Origin of the sequence: Actinomadura kijaniata, assembly GCF_014138665.1 — a bacterium.
Taxonomy (GTDB): Bacteria; Actinomycetota; Actinomycetes; order Streptosporangiales; family Streptosporangiaceae; genus Spirillospora; species Spirillospora kijaniata.
Genome location: NZ_JACJIA010000008.1, coordinates 378597 through 393774, shown reverse-complemented (window position 1 = coordinate 393774; position 15178 = coordinate 378597). Strand labels below are relative to the sequence as shown.

Here is a 15178-nt window from a genome sequence, read left to right as displayed (position 1 = left end):
AGACCCGGCCGGGGTTGCGGGCGGAGCCGGTGGTGCGGGCCATCGCGTACGCGCTTCGGGCCGACCCGGGGAGACGGAGGTGACCGCCTCGCCGGAGAGGGCGTTGGCGATGCGGCTGGCGGCCGAGGTGGTCAAGGCCGCTTATGAGGAGGCGATGAGACGGCACGGGCTGCTTCCGAGCACCGTCGCCCTGATCAGCGATTACGCCGAACAGAACCTCGCAGCGCTGCATGCGGAGGGCCAAGGGGAGGAGATCCGGGATGGCTGAGTCGAACAGGTACGTGTTCAGGGCCAGCAGCTTGTGCAACGGCGAGGACTCCGGGTGTGGATGCGTGGAGGTCGCCACCAATCTCGCCGACGTCGCGACCGGCGGCACGGTCGCGCTTCGCGACTCCAAGACCGGGCTCGTCTCGGTGTTCACCCCGCACGAGTGGCGGGGGTTCGTCCGAGGTGTGAAGGCCGGAGAGTTCGACATCTGATCGCGAGCACGGGGGCATTGGATGGGTGTTCCGCGTTTCGACTATGACGCCTGGCGTGGCGGTGAGCCGACGGTCTGGAGGGCCATGGGGCTGCACTGGCATTGCCACTCGTCCCGGATGGACGGTCAGGAGTACGGGGACGAGCCGGCGCGTCAGGATCTGTCCACCGAGTACGCGCCGAAGCTGCTGCGGGACTGGCTGCGGAAACCCGCGCGTACGATCCGGCACGTCGCCGCGACTCCCGAGGACGGCGTTCGGTGGCTGCGGTCGTGGTGGGAGCCGGTCAGGGACCAGAGCGGCGAGGCGCACGTGGTCCCTGACGAGGTCCGGTTCGGTCGTGCGCTGTATGACCTGCGGTGTGGCAACGACCTGTGCTGGGGGTTCTGGCTGGGCGGGGCGGTTCACCTGCATCTCGCCTTGGTCGGCACGGTGGAGCAGTGTCATCGGTGAGCCGGGCGGCTCAGCCGAGGTCGAAGACCGCCTTGCCCGTGACGCGGCGGCCGCGCAGCGCGTCGGTCGCCTCGGCGAAGTTCTCCCACGGGCCGCGCCAGCCGATCTCGGGTGCCAGGACGCCGTCGGCCGTGAGCCGCACCAGCTCGGCCAGGTCGGCGGCGGCCGCGAACTCGTTGACGTAGGACACGAGCGTCTTGGGCGGGCCGACCGTCGCGTAGGGCGGGAAGACGGCCGGTTCCCCCGAGGCCCATCCGACGGACTGGAGGCTGCCGCCGGGGGCGAGCAGCCCCAGGCCGTGACCAACTGGGGGCCGCCGACCGTCTCCACGACGATGTCGACGGGCTCCTTGACGTCCTCCAGGCCCACGACCACCTCGTCGGCGCCCAGGCGGGCCAGGCCGTCGCCGCGCGCGGGGGAGCCGACCGAGGCGATGACGTGCGCCCCGGCGTGGGCGGCGAGCCGCACGGCGTACCGCCCCACGCCGCCCGAGGCGCCGGTCACCAGCACGCGCTTGCCGGGGGCGACCGCGGCGGTCCGCAGCGAGCGGAGCGCGGCCAGGCCCGCCGTCGGCAGCGCCGCCGCCTCGGCGAGCCCGACGCCGTCCGGGACCTCGGCCACCGACGCCGCGTCGACGGCCACCCGCTCCGCGAACGCGCCGTCCGCGAACAGAACGACGCGGGTCCCGGCGGCCGGGCCGGAGCCGTCCGCCGCCTTCCGCACGACGATCCCGGCCGCGTCGAGGCCCAGCGCCGCCCCGGCCGGGAGGCGTCCGTTGCTCGCGTTGTTGAGGTCCGCGTAGTTGAGCGAGGCGTGCCGGACCTCGACGAGCACCTGTCCGGGACCGGCGACGGGGTCGGCGACCTCCCCGAAGCCGATGCTGTCGTGAGCGGACGGGTCGACGATGAGGGCGCGCGTGGACATGGTGTCTCCCGGAGGTGAGGGGGCGTGGCGACAGCAACGACACTAGCAGATAGTCTATTAAAAAACTATCTGCTTGTTTATCTCCTTCCCGGCGGAGATCCGCGGCGGCATGGCCGGTAGCCTCGGCGGTCGGTGGTTCTCGGCGGCCCGCACGCACGCGGCCGCGCACGTTCAGGAGGTTGCCGGGGCGATGGCCGAGGGGCTCACGATCGGGCAGGCGGCGAGGTTCGTCGGGGTCACGATCAAGACGGTGCGGCACTACCACCGGCTCGGCCTGGTCCCCGAGCCCGAACGCGACGGCTCCGGCTACCGGCGTTACCGGTCGACCGACCTGCTGCGGCTGGTCCAGGTCCGGACCCTGGCGGAGGCGGGGGTGCCGCTGGCGGAGATCGGCGACCTGCTCGACGCCGGCCCCGAGCGGTTCGCCGCCGCCCTGGACGACGTCGGGCGGCGGCTCACCGAACGGATCGAGGACCTGGTCGCGCGCCGCGACACGCTGCACCGGCTCGCCCACGGCGACCGGGTCCTGCTGCCCGAACGGGCCTGCGCGGTCCTGGACCGGCTCGCCGGGCTGGACTTCCAGGCCGACTACGTGGACGCCCAGCGCGAGGCCCTGGTGCTGACCCGGGCCCTGGTCCCGGAGATCTTCGAGGTCTTCGTGACCCGGCTGGAGCACTGGCTCGACGACCCCGAGTGGATCGAGCTGACCAAGCGCGGCTGGGCGGCGGCGTCCTGGGACCCCGATGACCCGCGGCTCCCGGAGCTGGCGTCCGGGCTGGCGGGCAGGGTGCTGGCCGACCGCGAGCGGCTGGCGATGCCGGCCGGTTTCACGGCCCGGTCCGACGCCGCCGCCCGGTACGCCACGGTCAACCGCCACCGGGCCGACTCACCGGCCCTGGTCCGGTTGAACGCGCTGGTCGAGGCGAACCTGCGCGCGGCCGGCGTCGACGTCCCCCGGTAGCGACGCCGGCCGCGAACGGCCTCAGCCCGCCGTCCGCCCCTCGCAGAACACCTGCTTGACGAGGTCGTCCGCCAGCTTCTCGAAGTCCTTCGCCGGGCCCCTGGTGGCCTCGTCCACCCAGGTCACCGCGCCGGTCACGGTCTTCCTGCCGTCGAGCGAGCTGTACATCAGCGCGCCGTAGCCGTGCGGGGGGCTGCCGTTGTGGCGGACGACGGGAGCGCAGCCCGGGCCCAGGTTCTGCACGAACATCCCGAGGCCGTAGCCCATCTTCGGGTGCGGCGTGCGCATCTCGGTCAGCAGCTTGGACGGCAGGAGCCTGCCGCCGTTCAGCGCGGAGAAGAACCGGTGCAGGTCCCGGGTGGTCGAGACCAGGTCACCGGCGCCGGCCAGCAGGGAGAGGTTCTGGCGGCTGATGTCGACGACCTTCCACCGGCCGGTGGCGTCCTGGTAGCGGTAGTAGCCGTGGGAGTGCGGACCGGGGAGCCGCGTCCGGTGACCCGGCACCACGGTGCCCGTCAGCCCGAGCGGCCGCAGGATGCGCCGCTTCATCTCCTCGGCGTAGGAGCGGCCGGTGACCTTCTCGACCAGCAGCATGGCCAGCGTGTAGTTGGTGTTGGAGTAGTCCTGGTTCGCCCCCGGCGCGAAGGCCGGCCCCTTGGACAGCGCGAACCGCACCAGCTCCTCGGGCCTGTAGCTGCGGAAGCGGTTGTCCAGCCACTCCTTGCCCGCGGCGGGGATGCCCGGCACCCACTTCCCGTCGGGGCCGAAGCCGCCGGTGTAGTTGAACAGGCCGCTGGTGTGCTGGAGCAGCATCCGCACGGTGATCCGCCGGTCCAGGCCGAACTCGGGCAGGTGGTCGGCGACCGGGGTGTCCAGCCCGATCCCGCCCTCGGCCACCAGTTGCAGCACCAGGGTCGCGACGAACGTCTTGACGTTGCTGCCCGCCCAGAACCGCCCGTCGGCCGGCGGCTTCGCGGCGCTGCCCAGCTTGCGCACCCCGGCGCTGCCGACCCACTCGCCCCGCTCGTCGTTCACGCGCACCTGCACCCCGGTGAACCCGGCGTCGACGAACGCCTGCGTGGCCTTCCGCAGCTCCGGGCGGTCCTGCCCGGCGGCCCTGGTGTCGGCGGCGACTCCGGGCGCGGTCACCCCGGCCAGCAGCGCGGCCGTCACCATCGTGACCGCCGCCCGCCGCGGGATCCTGCTGGTGACGGTGTGGGGGGACTCGCCCATGGTCGTTCCTCATCTCGCGTCAGGTGGTCATCGGCCCCTTCCCGGCGGCCATGCGATGATCGTGGACCCTGACCCGAGGTCAAGGTCAACACCGGTCGCGATCGAGGACGTTCCGCGGGCGGCGCGCTCAGAACGGGTAGTGCGCCCGCTGGGTCGCCAGCGTCAGCCAGCGCGTGTTCGAGAACGCCTCCAGGCCCCAGCGCCCCCCGAAGCGGCCGTAGCCCGACGCCTTGAAGCCGCCGAACGGCGCCTGCGGCTCGTCGCCCACCGACTGGTCGTTGACGTGCACGATCCCGGTCTTCAGCCGGCGCGCCACCCGCAGCCCGTGGGTGCCGTTCTCGGTGATGATCCCCGCGGTGAGGCCGTGTTCGGTGTCGTTGGCCTTGGCCACCGCCTCGTCGTCGGTCGCGAACGTGTCCACCACGCACACCGGCCCGAACGCCTCGCCCCGGTACAGGTCGGCCTCCGGCGGGACGTCCGCCAGCACCGTCGCCGGGTGCACCGCCCCGGCGGGCCCGCCGCCGCCCGTCACGACCGTCGCGCCCCTGTCCACCGCGTCCTTCACCAGCGCGGCGACCCGGCGCGCGGCGGCCGGGGAGACCAGCGGGCCGATCACCGTCGTGGGCTCGGTGGGGTCGCCGGACGGCAGCGCGGCGACCTTCGCCGCGAACCTTCGGGTGAACTCCTCCGCCAGCGACTCGTGCACCAGGATCCGGTCGCCCGACATGCAGATCTGCCCGGCGTTCATGAACACGCCGAACGTCGCCGCGTCCACCGCGTAGTCCACGTCCGCGTCGTCCAGCACGATGATCGCGTTCTTGCCGCCCAGCTCCAGCAGCGCGGGCTTCAGGTGCCGGGCGGCGTGCACGCCGATGATCCGCCCGACCTCGGTGGAGCCGGTGAAGTTCACCGCCCGCACGCGCGGGTCGGCGATCAGCGCCTCGGCGACCTCGGCGGCGTCGGCCGGGTCGTTGGTGACCACGTTCAGCACGCCGTCCGGCAGGCCCGCGTCGCGCAGCACGTCGGCGACGAACAGCCCGCACGCGAGCGGCGCGTCCTCGCTGGGCTTCATCACGACCGTGTTCCCGGCGGCCAGCGCGGCGGCCACCGAGCGGACGCCCAGGATGATCGGGGCGTTCCACGGGGAGAACGCCGCCACCACGCCCACCGGCTCGCGCACCGCCAGCCCGAGGACGCCCTCCTGCTGCGCGGTCAGCACCTCCCCGCGCGGCGCGGTGATCGCGGCGGCGGCCTCGCGGAGCATGTTCGCCGCCAGCATCACGTTGAACCCGGCCCACGGGCGGGTCCCGCCGACCTCGGCCGCCATCAGCGCGATCGCCTGCTCGGCGCGCTCCTCCAGCAGGTCGGCGGCCCGCAGGAAGAGCGCGCGGCGGGCGAACGGGGACAGCGCCGCCCACTCCTCGAACGCCGCCGCGGCCGCGTCCACCGCCGCCGTGACGTCCTCGGGCCCGGCCGCCGCGACGGTCGCGTACACCTCGCCGGTCGCGGGGGAGACGTCCCGCGCCCGCCGTCCGGAACGGGCGGGCACGTCCTTGCCGCCGATCAGCAGCTCACGGTGGATGGCCATGGGTCTCCTCACGAGGGTCGTCCTCCCCACAGCCTGTGGCCCGCACCGGCACCGCCGCGCCCGTTCTTTCCGCTGGGCGGAAAGAACGGGCGGCGGGTCGCGGTCAGAGCCGGTAGAACCCGGCCGGGATGTGGGCGGTGACGCCGATGCGGTTCCAGGCGTTGATGAGGGCGATGGCGGCGATCAGCGCGGCGAGCTGCTTCTCGTCGAAGTGCTCGGCGGCCTCGTTCCACACGTCGTCGGGGACGCCGTCCGGGTTGTCGGCGATGCGGGTGGCGGCCTCGGTCAGCGCCAGCGCGGCGCGCTCCCGGTCGGTGTAGAACGGGGCCTCGCGCCAGGCGGCGACCGACCACAGCCGCTCGTCGGTCTCCCCCTCCGTCTTGGCGTCGTGGGAGTGCATGTCCACGCACAGGGCGCAGCCGTTGATCTGGCTGGCCCGCAGCTTCACCAGGTGCACGATCGCGTCCGGCAGCTCGCTGCGGTGCAGGAACCTGTCGACGCTCGCGAACCCCTGGTAGCCCTCCCCGATCAGCTCGGGGATGTTCGCCATACGGATCGACACGGTGTTCTCCTCTCTCAGGGGCGGTGGGAACCCGCCGGGTTGCGCAGGATGACGTTGATGCGGTTCCAGGCGTTGATGTTGGCGATGGCGGCGATCAGCGCGGCGAGCTGCTTCTCGTCGAAGTGGTCGGCGGCCTCGTCCCAGATCTCGTCGGGGACGCCGCCCGGGTTGTCGGCGATGCGGGTGGCGGCCTCGGCCAGCGCCAGCGCCGCGCGCTCCTCGTCGGTGTAGAACGGGGCCTCGCGCCAGGCGGCCAGCGACCACAGCCGCTCGTCGCTCTCGCCCGCCTTCCTCAGGTCGTGGGCGTGCATGTCCACGCAGTACGCGCAGCCGTTGATCTGGCTGACCCGCAGCTTGAGCAGGTGCAGGAGCGCGTCCGGGAGAACGCCGCCGTGCAGGAACCCCTCGACGGCGAGGAAGCCCTTGTAGGCGTCGGCGGCGTGGGTGGCGAAGGTGGTCATCCGTTTCTGCATCACGGTCTCCTAACTGGATATTCAATGTCCAGTTTGAGGGCCCGCGAAGGGCCCGGGTGGTCGGGGAGCGGAGATCAGACCCGCGCGCGGTACCGCTCGGGGAGGTCGGGGGCGGCGCGGGCGACCTGGTCCCGGATGTCGGCGAGGGTCTGTTCGGCCAGGGCGCGGCGCCAGGCGGTCTCGGCCCGGCGGAACGCCGCGTTGATCTGGCAGGGGGAGTCGAACATCGACGCGGGCGCCGTCGCGCCGAGCCCGCGCTGCCGGATCTCGGTGCACTGGAAGGCGGGGTCGGGCCCCTCGATCGCCGTGACGACGTCCATCAACGTGATCTTCTCCAGCGGCCGGGCCAGCCGGAAGCCGCCCCGGGCCCCCGCGGTCGAGGTGGCGACGCCCGCCTTGACCAGGGCCTGGAGCTGCTTGTTCAGATACGGCGCGGGAAGGTCGTGGGCGGCCGCCAGCCGGGCCGTCGAGACCGGCCTGCCGTCGTCCAGCCAGTCGAGGAGCAGGCAGACGTGCGCCGCCCACTCGACTCCCTCGCTCATCCGCATAACCTAGATGTTAGATGTCTAGATTGGCCGGCGCAAGCCGGGCGCGGATCCGGTCGACGTCGCCGCGCTCGGCGGGCGGCAGCGGTGCGCCCGTCCCCTCCCGCAGCGCGGTCGCCTCCGCCAGCAGCGCGGCGGCCCGCGCCAGGTCCCCCAGCAGGGAGTACGCCCCGGCCAGCCCCTCCTTCGCCAGCGCCACCGCGCGCGGGTCACCGGTCGCCTCGGCGGCCCGCAGCCCCTCGGAGTGCAGGTCGAGCGCCGCCTTCCCGTCCCCGCGCTGCTCGGCGACGAACCCCAGCTCCGCCAGCGTGAACGCCGTCCCCGCCGTCCCGTCCACCGACCGCAGCCACTCCAGCCAGGGCCGCAGCAGCGCCTCGGCGGCGTCCAGGTCGCCCCGCCGCCGCGCCACCAGCGCCAGCCCGACCGCCGCGAACTCCTCGGCGGTCTTGCCCGAATGCGCCACCCCCAGCTTCAGGGCGCGTTCATGCAGGTCGTGGGCCTGGTCGAGATCGCCGCGCAGCAGCGCCAGCCGGCCGAGGTGCGACAGCTTGAACGACACGTCCGTCCACAGCCCCAGCTCCTCGGCGATCCGCAGCTCCTCGCGCCGCAGCCGGACGGCCCGCTCCAGGTCGCCGACCGTCTCGGCGTGCCGGGAGAGCGCGTCGGTCGCCTCCTGCCGCCCCCAGTCGTCGCCGAGCCCGGTGAACAGCGCCAGCGCGCGTTCCCCGTGGTCGCGCAGCATGGCCAGGTCACCGTGCATGATGACGATCTTGGCGAGGACGACGAGCGCGGCGGCCTCGCCCCAGCGGTCCCCGCACGCGCGGAACGTCTCCAGGCACTCGCGCGTCCGCGCCTCGTTGGCGGCCAGGTCGCCGTAGTGCCAGTGCAGGAACGTCAGCGACCACTGCGCCCGCGCGCGGGGCAGCGGGTCCCCGCCCGCCGGGAACGCCGCCAGCGCCGCCCGCGTCAGCTCCTCCGGGTCGCCGATGCCCAGGGAAATCGTCATCCCGGCGTGCCAGGCCCCGGCCACCGCGCGTTCGGTGGCCGAGCCGCCCGGCCGCGTCAGCGCGTGCGCCAGGGAACGGCGCGCCTCGTGGAACCGTCCCCGCAGATACCAGTACCAGCCCAGCGCGTTCGCCAGCCGCAGCGGCTCGTCGCCGTGCTCCAGCGCGAGGCGCAGGTTGGCGGCCTCACGGTCCAGGCACGTCAGCCAGTCGCGCTGCTCGGGGCCGTGCAGGAGGGCGCGTTCGGCGAGCCCGGTGTAGTAGCGCGCGTGGCGGCGCCGGTACTCGTCCTCCTCCCCGGCCTCGCGCAGCCGCTCCAGGCAGTACGCCGCCACCGACTCCAGCAGCCGGTACCGCCCGTCCGCCCGCGCCACCAGCGAACGGTCCACCAGCCGCGGCAGCACCTCCAGGTCGGCCCCGCTCACCGCCTCGGCGGCGTCGAGCGTGCAGCCGTCGGCGTGCACCGCCAGCCGCCGCAGCGCCGCGCGCTCGGGCTCGGGCAGCGGCTCCCAGCTCCAGTCGATCATCGCGCGGAGGGTGCGCTGCCGGGCCGGGCCGCCGCGCTTGCCCGCGTTCAGCAGCCGGAACCGGTCGTCGAGCCGCGCGGCCAGCTCGTGCACGCCGAGCGCGCGCACCCGCGTCGCGGCCAGCTCCAGCGCGAGCGGCAGCCCGTCCAGCCGGCGGCAGATCGCCGCGACGGGCGCGGCGGTCTCGGCGTCCAGCGCGAACCCCGGCGACGCGGCGGCGGCCCGCGCCACGAACAGCCGCACCGCGCTGTAGGTCCGCAGCGTCTCCGGCGCGATGTCGGCCCCCGGCAGGTGCAGCGGGCGCACGGCCCGGACGTGCTCGGCGGAGACCCCCAGCGGCTCCTGCGAGGTCGCGAGGATCCGCAGCCCCGGCGCGGCGGCCAGCAGCCGTTCCGCCAGCTCGGCGACCTCGTCGACCACGTGCTCGCAGTTGTCCAGCACCAGCAGCGTCCGCTGGTCGCGCAGCGCGTCGCCGAGCCCCCGCGCCGAGCCGTCGCGCACCCCCAGCGTCGCGGCGACCACCTCGACGGGCTCGGCGTTCGACGCGGCCAGCTCCACCAGCCACACCCCGTCGGGGAACGCCAGCCCCGCCGCGACCTCCAGCGCCAGCCGCGTCTTGCCGACCCCGCCCGGCCCGGTGAGCGTGACCAGGCGTTCGGCGTCCAGCAGCGCGCGGGTCCCGGCGACCTCCTCGTCCCGCCCGATCAGCTCCCCGGACACGGCGGGCAGGTTGCCGCGCGCCCGCCGCGGCGGGGCCAGCGACGGCGACTGCTCCAGGATCGCCTGGTGCAGCGCGGCCAGTTCGGGCCCCGGATCGAGCCCGAGCTCCTCGGCCAGCCGCTCCCGGACGTCGGCGTAGCCCGCCAGCGCCTCGCTCTGCCGCCCCGCCCGGTACAGCGCGAGCAGGTGCGCGGCGCGCAGGCGCTCCCGCAGCGGATGCCGCGCGACGGCCCCGGCCAGCTCGTCGGCCAGCACGGCGTGCTCGCCCAGTTCGAGCCGGGCCTCGGCGTGCTCCTCCAGCGCCGTCAGCCGCTGCTCCTCCAGGTGCGCGATCACCGGCTGCGCGAACGGCAGGTCCGCGAAGTCCGCGAACGCGGGCCCCCGCCACAGCCCCAGCGCCTCCGCCAGCAGCCCCGCCCGCGCCCCCGGGTCCTCGGCCCCGCGCGCCCGCGCGACCAGCGCCGCGAACCGTCCCGCGTCCACCGCCTCCGGATCGACGTCCAGCGCGTACCCCGGCGGCCGCGCCACGACCAGGGACCGGTCGCCGAGCGCCGACCGCAGCTGCGACACCCGCGCCTGGAGCGTCCCGACCGGGTTGCGCGGCGGCCGGTCGCCCCACAGATCCTCGACCAGGCGGTCCACCGACACCGGCCGGCCCGGCGTGATCAGCAGGTCGGCCAGCAGCGCCCGCACCTTCGCCTCGCGCACCGCGACCGGCGAGCCCCCGACCGTCCAGACCGCCAGCGGCCCCAGCACCCCGAAACGCACCGCGCCAGCCTAACCGCCGTGGCGCGCCCGTAGCCGATCCGAAGGACCCCCGTAGCGCCCCGGCCGAAGGTGGAGCCATCCCGACAGCGAGGAGCACACCATGTCAGAGAAGAAGCACGTCGCGGTGGTCGGCCTCGGCCCGATGGGCGCGACGATGGCCGAGACGTTCCTGAAGGCGGGCCACCCCGTCACCGTGTGGAACCGCACCGCGAGCAAGGCCGACGCCCTGGTCGCCCAGGGCGCGACGCTCGCCCCGTCCGCCGCCGGGGCCGCGGCCGCCGCCGACGTGACGGTCATCAGCCAGACCGACTACAAGGCGATGTACGCCTCGTTCGGCGACCCGGGCGACGCGCTGCGCGGCCGGGTCCTGGTCAACCTCAGCTCCGGCTCCCCCACCGAACTGCGCGAGGCCGCCACCTGGGCCGAACGGCACGGCGCCACCCTCCTCACCGGCGGGATCATGGTTCCACCGCCCGGCATCGGCCAGCCCGGCGCCTACGTCCACTACAGCGGCCCCGAGTCGGCCCTGGATGAGCACCGCGCGACGCTCGCCGTCCTCGCCGAGCCGGTGCACCAGGGCGCGGACCACGGTCTGGCGATGGCGTTCTACCAGGCCGAGCTGTACGTGTTCTGGTCCACGCTGACCTCCTACATGCACTCGGTGGCGATGCTCGCTGGCTACGGGGCGAAGCCGGGGTCGCTCCGGCGGTTCACCGCCAAGATGCTGACCGACCTCGCCGGGGACGGCCCGATGGGCTTCGTCGGCCACCTCACCCGGGAGATCGAGACCGGCGAGTACGAGTACGCGGAGAACACGCTGCGGATGCAGGCGGTCGGCATGGACCACATCGTCGAGACCAACGAGGACGCCGGGGTGGACACGACCGTCCCGAAGGCGCTGCGCGACCTGTTCTGGCGTCCGGTGCACGAGATCGGCGAGGAGACCGGTCTCGGCTCGGTCTACGAAGCGATCCGCAAGCCGCAGGGCTGACCTGCCCAACCCCCCGGTCCCCGGACGCGCCCGGGGACCGGGGGAAACACAGGTGCCCCCGCAACCCCACCCGTCACAACGGGGTTCCGAACAGTACGCAACCCGGCCGGAACCGAATCCCAACGCCCCCTTCCGAAGCTGGGATCCACCGCGCCAGAGGAGCCCCCATGACGATCGCCCTTCCCCTCGCCGTGCCCGTGCCCGTCGCCGGGGCGGCGCGTTCCCGGTGGGCGTTGCCGCTGCTGCTGTCCGCCGTGTTCATGACGACGCTGGACTTCTTCATCGTCAACGTCGCGCTGCCGTCCGCCCGCCGCGACCTGGGCCTCGGCCCGAGCCTGACGCAGCTGACCGCCGCCTCCTACGGGCTGGCCTACGCCGCGTTCCTGGTGGTGGCGGGGCGGCTGGGCGACCGCTACGGGCGGCGGCGCGTCTTCGGGATCGGGCTGGCGCTGTTCACCGCGGCGTCGGCGGCGTGCGGGCTGGCCCCGACCGGCGCCGCGCTCGTCGCGGCCCGCACCGCGCAGGGCGTCGCCGCCGCCCTGCTGGCCCCGCAGGTCCTGGCCCTGCTCGGAACGCTGTACCCGGGCGCGGAACGAACGCGCGCCTTCGGCTGGTACGGGACGGCGGTGGGGCTGGCCGGGGTGAGCGGGCAGGCGCTCGGGGGACTGCTGATCGCCACCGGGCCGGGCTGGCGGACCTGCTTCCTGGTGAACGTCCCGGTCGGGGTGGCGGCGTTGCTGGGGCTGCGGCGGGCGGTGCCCGAGTCGTTCGGCACGGCCCGGCCGCTCGACCTGCCCGGCGCGGCGCTCCTGGCGGCGGGCCTGGCGCTGGCGGTGCTGCCGTTCACCGCGCCGGAGTGGTGGCCCCTCGCCCTGCTGGCCGCGCCCGCCCTGGCCGCGTTCGCGGCGCGGCAGCGCCGCGCCGCCGACCCGCTGCTGGAGCTGGCGCTGCTGCGCGACGGCGGGTTCGCGGCGGGACTGGCCGCCGTGGCGCTGCTGTTCGCGACGTCGGCGGGCCTGTCGTTCGCGTTGTCGCTGGCCCTCCAGGACCGGCACGGCCTCTCCCCGCTGACCGCCGGGCTGATCTTCACGGCGCTCAACGCGGGCTTCGTGCTGGCGGCCCCGCTCGCCCGCCGCCTGCCCGAACGCCGCGCCCCGGCCCTCGGCGCGCTGGTGCTCGCGGCCGGTCTGGCGCTGCTGCCCGCCGCCGGCGACCCGTTCCACCTCCCGCCCGGCCTGCTGCTGGCCGGGGCCGGGATGGGCCTCACGATGGCCCCGCTGATCTCGACGGCCCTCGCCCGCGTCGCCCCCGGCTCCTCCGGCCAGGCGTCGGGCCTGCTCGGCACCGTCCAGGAACTCGGCGGCGTCCTCGGCGTCGCCGCCACCGGAACGGCGCTGTCCGCGCCGGGACACGGCCTCGCGGTACCGCTGGCGCTCGCGCTGGCGCTGCTGGTCCTCGTCCTCCGGGTGAACGGCCGCACGGCCGTTCGCGTATGAACCCACAGCCAACGAAGGGAACACCGTGACGCTGTCCTACCGCCGCCCGGTCCCGGCCGCCGCCGCCGACGCACTGGAGGCGCTGTACCAGCGGATCCTGCGCCGCGACCCGGGCGAGCCCGAGTTCCACCAGGCGGTCCGCGAGGTCCTGGAGTCCCTGGCCCCGGTGGTCGCCGCCCGCCCCGAGCTCGCCGACGTGGTCGACCGCCTCGCCGAGCCCGAACGCCAGGTCCTCTTCCGCGTCCCCTGGCAGGACGACTCCGGCGCGGTCCACGTCAACCGCGGCTTCCGCGTCGAGTTCAACGGCGCGCTCGGCCCCTACAAGGGCGGCCTGCGCTTCCACCCGTCGGTGAACCTCGGCATCGTGAAGTTCCTCGGCTTCGAGCAGATCTTCAAGAACGCGCTGACCGGCCTGAACATCGGCGGCGGCAAGGGCGGCAGCGACTTCGACCCGCGCGGCCGCTCGGCCGCCGAGGTGATGCGGTTCTGCCAGTCGTTCATGACCGAGCTGTACCGGCACCTCGGGGAGCACACCGACGTCCCGGCCGGGGACATCGGCGTGGGCGTCCGCGAGCTGGGCTACCTGTTCGGCCAGTACCGCCGCGTCACCGGACGCTGGGAGGCGGGCGCGCTCACCGGCAAGGGCGAGGGCTGGGGCGGCTCGGCGGGCCGCGCCGAGGCGACCGGCTACGGGACGGTCCTGTTCACCCGCGCGATGCTGGGCGTCCGGGGCGAGGACCTGGAAGGCCGGCAGGTGATCGTCTCCGGGTCCGGCAACGTCGCGGTGCACGCCGTCGAGAAGGCCCGCGACCTCGGCGCGCACGTGCTCACCGTCTCCGACTCCGCCGGGTACGTCGTCGACGAGAAGGGCATCGACCTGGACCTGCTCAAGCAGGTCAAGCTGGCCGAACGCGGCCGCGTCGCCGACTACGCCGAACGCCGGGGCGCGTCGGCGACCTACGTGCCCGGCGGCCGGGTCTGGGACGTGCCCGCCGACGTCGCGCTGCCGTGCGCGACGCAGAACGAGCTCGACGCCGACGCCGCGCTCACCCTCGTCCGCAACGGCGTCATGGCCGTCGCCGAGGGCGCGAACATGCCGACGACCCCCGAGGCGATCCACCTGTTCCAGGACGCGGGGGTGGCGTTCGGCCCCGGCAAGGCCGCCAACGCGGGCGGCGTCGCGGTCAGCGCGCTGGAGATGCAGCAGAACGCCGCCCGCGAGAACTGGACGTTCGCGCAGGTCACCGCAAAGCTCGCGCAGATCATGAACGACATCCACGCCACCGTCGCGCAGACCGCCGAGCGGTACGGCGCCCCCGGCGACTACGTGGCCGGCGCGAACATCGCGGGCTTCGAGCGCGTCGCCGACGCGATGCTCGCCCAGGGCCTCACCTGACGTCGGCGGCCTCGCGGGCGTCGAGCATCTCGTCCCAGTGGTCCTCGGCCCACTCGCACAACGCGTTGAGCGGGCCGAGGAGGCTGCGGCCGAGCGGCGTCAGCGCGTACTCCACCCGCCGCCCGTGCGCGTTCCGCACGACGTACCCGTCGCGTTCCAGCCCGCGCAGCGACTTGGTCAGGGCCTTCGCCGTGACCCCGCGCAACGGCACCCGCAGCTCCGAGAACCTCCGGGGCCCGCCCTCCAGGCAGCGCACGACCATCCCCGCCCACTTGTCCCCGAACCGCAGCGGCACGAGCCGCGACGGGCACACCGGGTCGAACATGTCGGGATCCAACGGCTCGGTCATGCGCCCACCGTAGACGGGGTATCCGATCGGAAACCATCCCCTGTCCTACCGTCGCGGACATGAGCAGAATCGTCATCTTCGGCGCGGGCGGACGCGGCGGCCGGGCGGCCGTCGCCGAGGCCCGCCGCCGCGGCCACGAGGTCACCGCCGTCGTCCGCGACCCCGCCGCCCACCCCGGCCTGGACGCCCACGTGATCGCCGGGGACGTCACCGACCCCGCCTCGGTCGCCGCCGCCTCCCGCGGCCACGACGCCGCGATCAACTCCACCTACGCGGCGGACGCCGACCCCGCCGCGTTCTTCCCGGCCGCCGCCCGCGCCCTGCTGACGGGGCTGGCCGCGCCCCGCCTGGTCAGCGTCGGCCTGGCCTCGGTCATCCCGGCGGCCTCCGGCGAACTCCTCATGGACACGCCCGGCTACCCGCAGGAGCACCGCGCGTTCCTGCTGGCGCACCAGGCGGGCGACGAGGTGTTCCAGAAGGCGGACACCGACCTGGACTGGCTGGTCATCAGCCCGTCCGGCGACTTCGACCACGAGGGGACGCCCACGGGCCGTTACCGCCTCGCCCCGGGCGACGCCGCGTCCCGCATCACCTACGCGGACTTCGCCCTCGCCCTCCTGGACGAGATCGAGACGCCCCGCCACCACCGCACCCACATCGGCGTGGAGGCCTAGAACCCGCCGTTGAGGACGCCTCGATCCACCCCGGCGGC

The 15178-nt window shown here is 74.5% G+C and carries 16 protein-coding genes and 1 pseudogene; 8 read left to right on the top strand and 9 right to left on the bottom strand.

Annotation, left to right across the window (positions count from 1 at the left end; genetic code table 11):
* Positions 1-79: 79 nt before the first annotated feature.
* Genes HNR61_RS29395 through HNR61_RS29385 form a run of 3 tightly spaced genes read left to right on the top strand, consistent with a single transcriptional unit; the run spans position 80 to position 929 of the window.
* Positions 80-268, top strand: a complete 189-nt coding sequence (locus tag HNR61_RS29395; RefSeq protein WP_182846407.1) for a hypothetical protein — start codon at positions 80-82, stop codon at positions 266-268.
* Positions 261-479, top strand: coding sequence for a DUF397 domain-containing protein (locus HNR61_RS29390; protein ID WP_182846406.1), 219 nt, complete (start codon positions 261-263; stop codon positions 477-479). Before HNR61_RS29395 ends, HNR61_RS29390 begins: the two co-directional genes overlap by 8 nt.
* 21 nt (positions 480-500) lie before the next feature.
* Entirely contained in the window at positions 501-929 is a 429-nt protein-coding gene (locus HNR61_RS29385; protein WP_182846405.1) for a hypothetical protein, read from the top strand.
* 10 nt (positions 930-939) lie between these two features.
* Here HNR61_RS29385 and HNR61_RS48345 read toward each other — a convergent pair whose 3' ends face one another.
* Complete coding sequence (locus tag HNR61_RS48345; RefSeq protein ID WP_246443887.1) at positions 940-1119, bottom strand: zinc-binding dehydrogenase; 180 nt, start codon at positions 1117-1119, stop codon at positions 940-942.
* Positions 1120-1592: 473 nt separating this feature from the next.
* Positions 1593-1853 (bottom strand): annotated as a pseudogene (locus tag HNR61_RS50535) (alcohol dehydrogenase catalytic domain-containing protein); the annotation flags it as partial.
* Between the two features lie 190 nt (positions 1854-2043).
* Here HNR61_RS50535 and HNR61_RS29375 point away from each other — a divergent pair.
* Positions 2044-2814: a MerR family transcriptional regulator gene (locus HNR61_RS29375; protein ID WP_182846404.1), complete on the top strand. Its 771-nt coding sequence runs from the start codon at positions 2044-2046 to the stop codon at positions 2812-2814.
* Positions 2815-2835: 21 nt separating this feature from the next.
* Here the strand turns inward: HNR61_RS29375 and HNR61_RS29370 are convergent, their stop codons facing one another.
* From HNR61_RS29370 to HNR61_RS29345, 6 genes are all read right to left on the bottom strand, one after another.
* Positions 2836-4047: a serine hydrolase domain-containing protein gene (locus tag HNR61_RS29370; RefSeq protein ID WP_182846403.1), complete on the bottom strand. Its 1212-nt coding sequence runs from the start codon at positions 4045-4047 to the stop codon at positions 2836-2838.
* 127 nt (positions 4048-4174) lie between these two features.
* Complete coding sequence (locus HNR61_RS29365) at positions 4175-5635, bottom strand: aldehyde dehydrogenase family protein (RefSeq protein WP_182846402.1); 1461 nt, start codon at positions 5633-5635, stop codon at positions 4175-4177.
* Positions 5636-5738: 103 nt separating this feature from the next.
* On the bottom strand, positions 5739-6197 hold the full coding sequence (locus HNR61_RS29360; protein WP_312898151.1) for a carboxymuconolactone decarboxylase family protein: 459 nt from the start codon (positions 6195-6197) through the stop codon (positions 5739-5741).
* A gap of 14 nt (positions 6198-6211) precedes the next feature.
* Positions 6212-6670: a carboxymuconolactone decarboxylase family protein gene (locus HNR61_RS29355; protein ID WP_182846401.1), complete on the bottom strand. Its 459-nt coding sequence runs from the start codon at positions 6668-6670 to the stop codon at positions 6212-6214.
* A gap of 74 nt (positions 6671-6744) precedes the next feature.
* The gene (locus tag HNR61_RS29350; protein ID WP_182846400.1) at positions 6745-7212 is read right to left on the bottom strand and encodes an RrF2 family transcriptional regulator; all 468 of its coding nucleotides are present in this window, start codon (positions 7210-7212) and stop codon (positions 6745-6747) included.
* Between the two features lie 16 nt (positions 7213-7228).
* Positions 7229-10234: an AfsR/SARP family transcriptional regulator gene (locus HNR61_RS29345; protein WP_182846399.1), complete on the bottom strand. Its 3006-nt coding sequence runs from the start codon at positions 10232-10234 to the stop codon at positions 7229-7231.
* Positions 10235-10334: 100 nt separating this feature from the next.
* On the opposite strand from HNR61_RS29345, the gene HNR61_RS29340 reads away from it, so the two are divergent.
* From HNR61_RS29340 to gdhA, 3 genes are all read left to right on the top strand, one after another.
* Complete coding sequence (locus HNR61_RS29340; RefSeq protein WP_182846398.1) at positions 10335-11225, top strand: NAD(P)-dependent oxidoreductase; 891 nt, start codon at positions 10335-10337, stop codon at positions 11223-11225.
* A gap of 167 nt (positions 11226-11392) precedes the next feature.
* On the top strand, positions 11393-12721 hold the full coding sequence (locus HNR61_RS29335) for an MFS transporter (protein ID WP_182846397.1): 1329 nt from the start codon (positions 11393-11395) through the stop codon (positions 12719-12721).
* Between the two features lie 73 nt (positions 12722-12794).
* The gene (gene gdhA / locus HNR61_RS29330; protein WP_220509964.1) at positions 12795-14117 is read left to right on the top strand and encodes an NADP-specific glutamate dehydrogenase; all 1323 of its coding nucleotides are present in this window, start codon (positions 12795-12797) and stop codon (positions 14115-14117) included.
* Here the strand turns inward: gdhA and HNR61_RS29325 are convergent.
* On the bottom strand, positions 14110-14466 hold the full coding sequence (locus HNR61_RS29325; RefSeq protein WP_182846395.1) for a winged helix-turn-helix transcriptional regulator: 357 nt from the start codon (positions 14464-14466) through the stop codon (positions 14110-14112). The genes gdhA and HNR61_RS29325 overlap by 8 nt on opposite strands.
* Before the next feature lie 59 nt (positions 14467-14525).
* Here HNR61_RS29325 and HNR61_RS29320 point away from each other — a divergent pair, with 59 nt between their 5' ends.
* Positions 14526-15140 (top strand): NAD(P)-dependent oxidoreductase, encoded by a 615-nt coding sequence (locus tag HNR61_RS29320; RefSeq protein ID WP_182846394.1) that lies wholly within the window; start codon positions 14526-14528, stop codon positions 15138-15140.
* Positions 15141-15178: the final 38 nt, after the last annotated feature.

Coding starts and splice junctions, on each gene's coding strand:
- HNR61_RS29390 (WP_182846406.1), top strand. CDS start 261: ATGGCTGAGTCGAACAGGTACGTGTTCAGGGCCAGCAGCTTGTGCAAC.
- HNR61_RS29335 (WP_182846397.1), top strand. CDS start 11,393: ATGACGATCGCCCTTCCCCTCGCCGTGCCCGTGCCCGTCGCCGGGGCG.
- HNR61_RS29385 (WP_182846405.1), top strand. CDS start 501: ATGGGTGTTCCGCGTTTCGACTATGACGCCTGGCGTGGCGGTGAGCCG.
- HNR61_RS29320 (WP_182846394.1), top strand. CDS start 14,526: ATGAGCAGAATCGTCATCTTCGGCGCGGGCGGACGCGGCGGCCGGGCG.
- HNR61_RS29375 (WP_182846404.1), top strand. CDS start 2,044: ATGGCCGAGGGGCTCACGATCGGGCAGGCGGCGAGGTTCGTCGGGGTC.
- HNR61_RS29365 (WP_182846402.1), bottom strand. CDS start 5,635: ATGGCCATCCACCGTGAGCTGCTGATCGGCGGCAAGGACGTGCCCGCC.
- HNR61_RS29350 (WP_182846400.1), bottom strand. CDS start 7,212: ATGAGCGAGGGAGTCGAGTGGGCGGCGCACGTCTGCCTGCTCCTCGAC.
- HNR61_RS29340 (WP_182846398.1), top strand. CDS start 10,335: ATGTCAGAGAAGAAGCACGTCGCGGTGGTCGGCCTCGGCCCGATGGGC.
- HNR61_RS29370 (WP_182846403.1), bottom strand. CDS start 4,047: ATGGGCGAGTCCCCCCACACCGTCACCAGCAGGATCCCGCGGCGGGCG.
- HNR61_RS29355 (WP_182846401.1), bottom strand. CDS start 6,670: ATGCAGAAACGGATGACCACCTTCGCCACCCACGCCGCCGACGCCTAC.
- HNR61_RS29325 (WP_182846395.1), bottom strand. CDS start 14,466: ATGACCGAGCCGTTGGATCCCGACATGTTCGACCCGGTGTGCCCGTCG.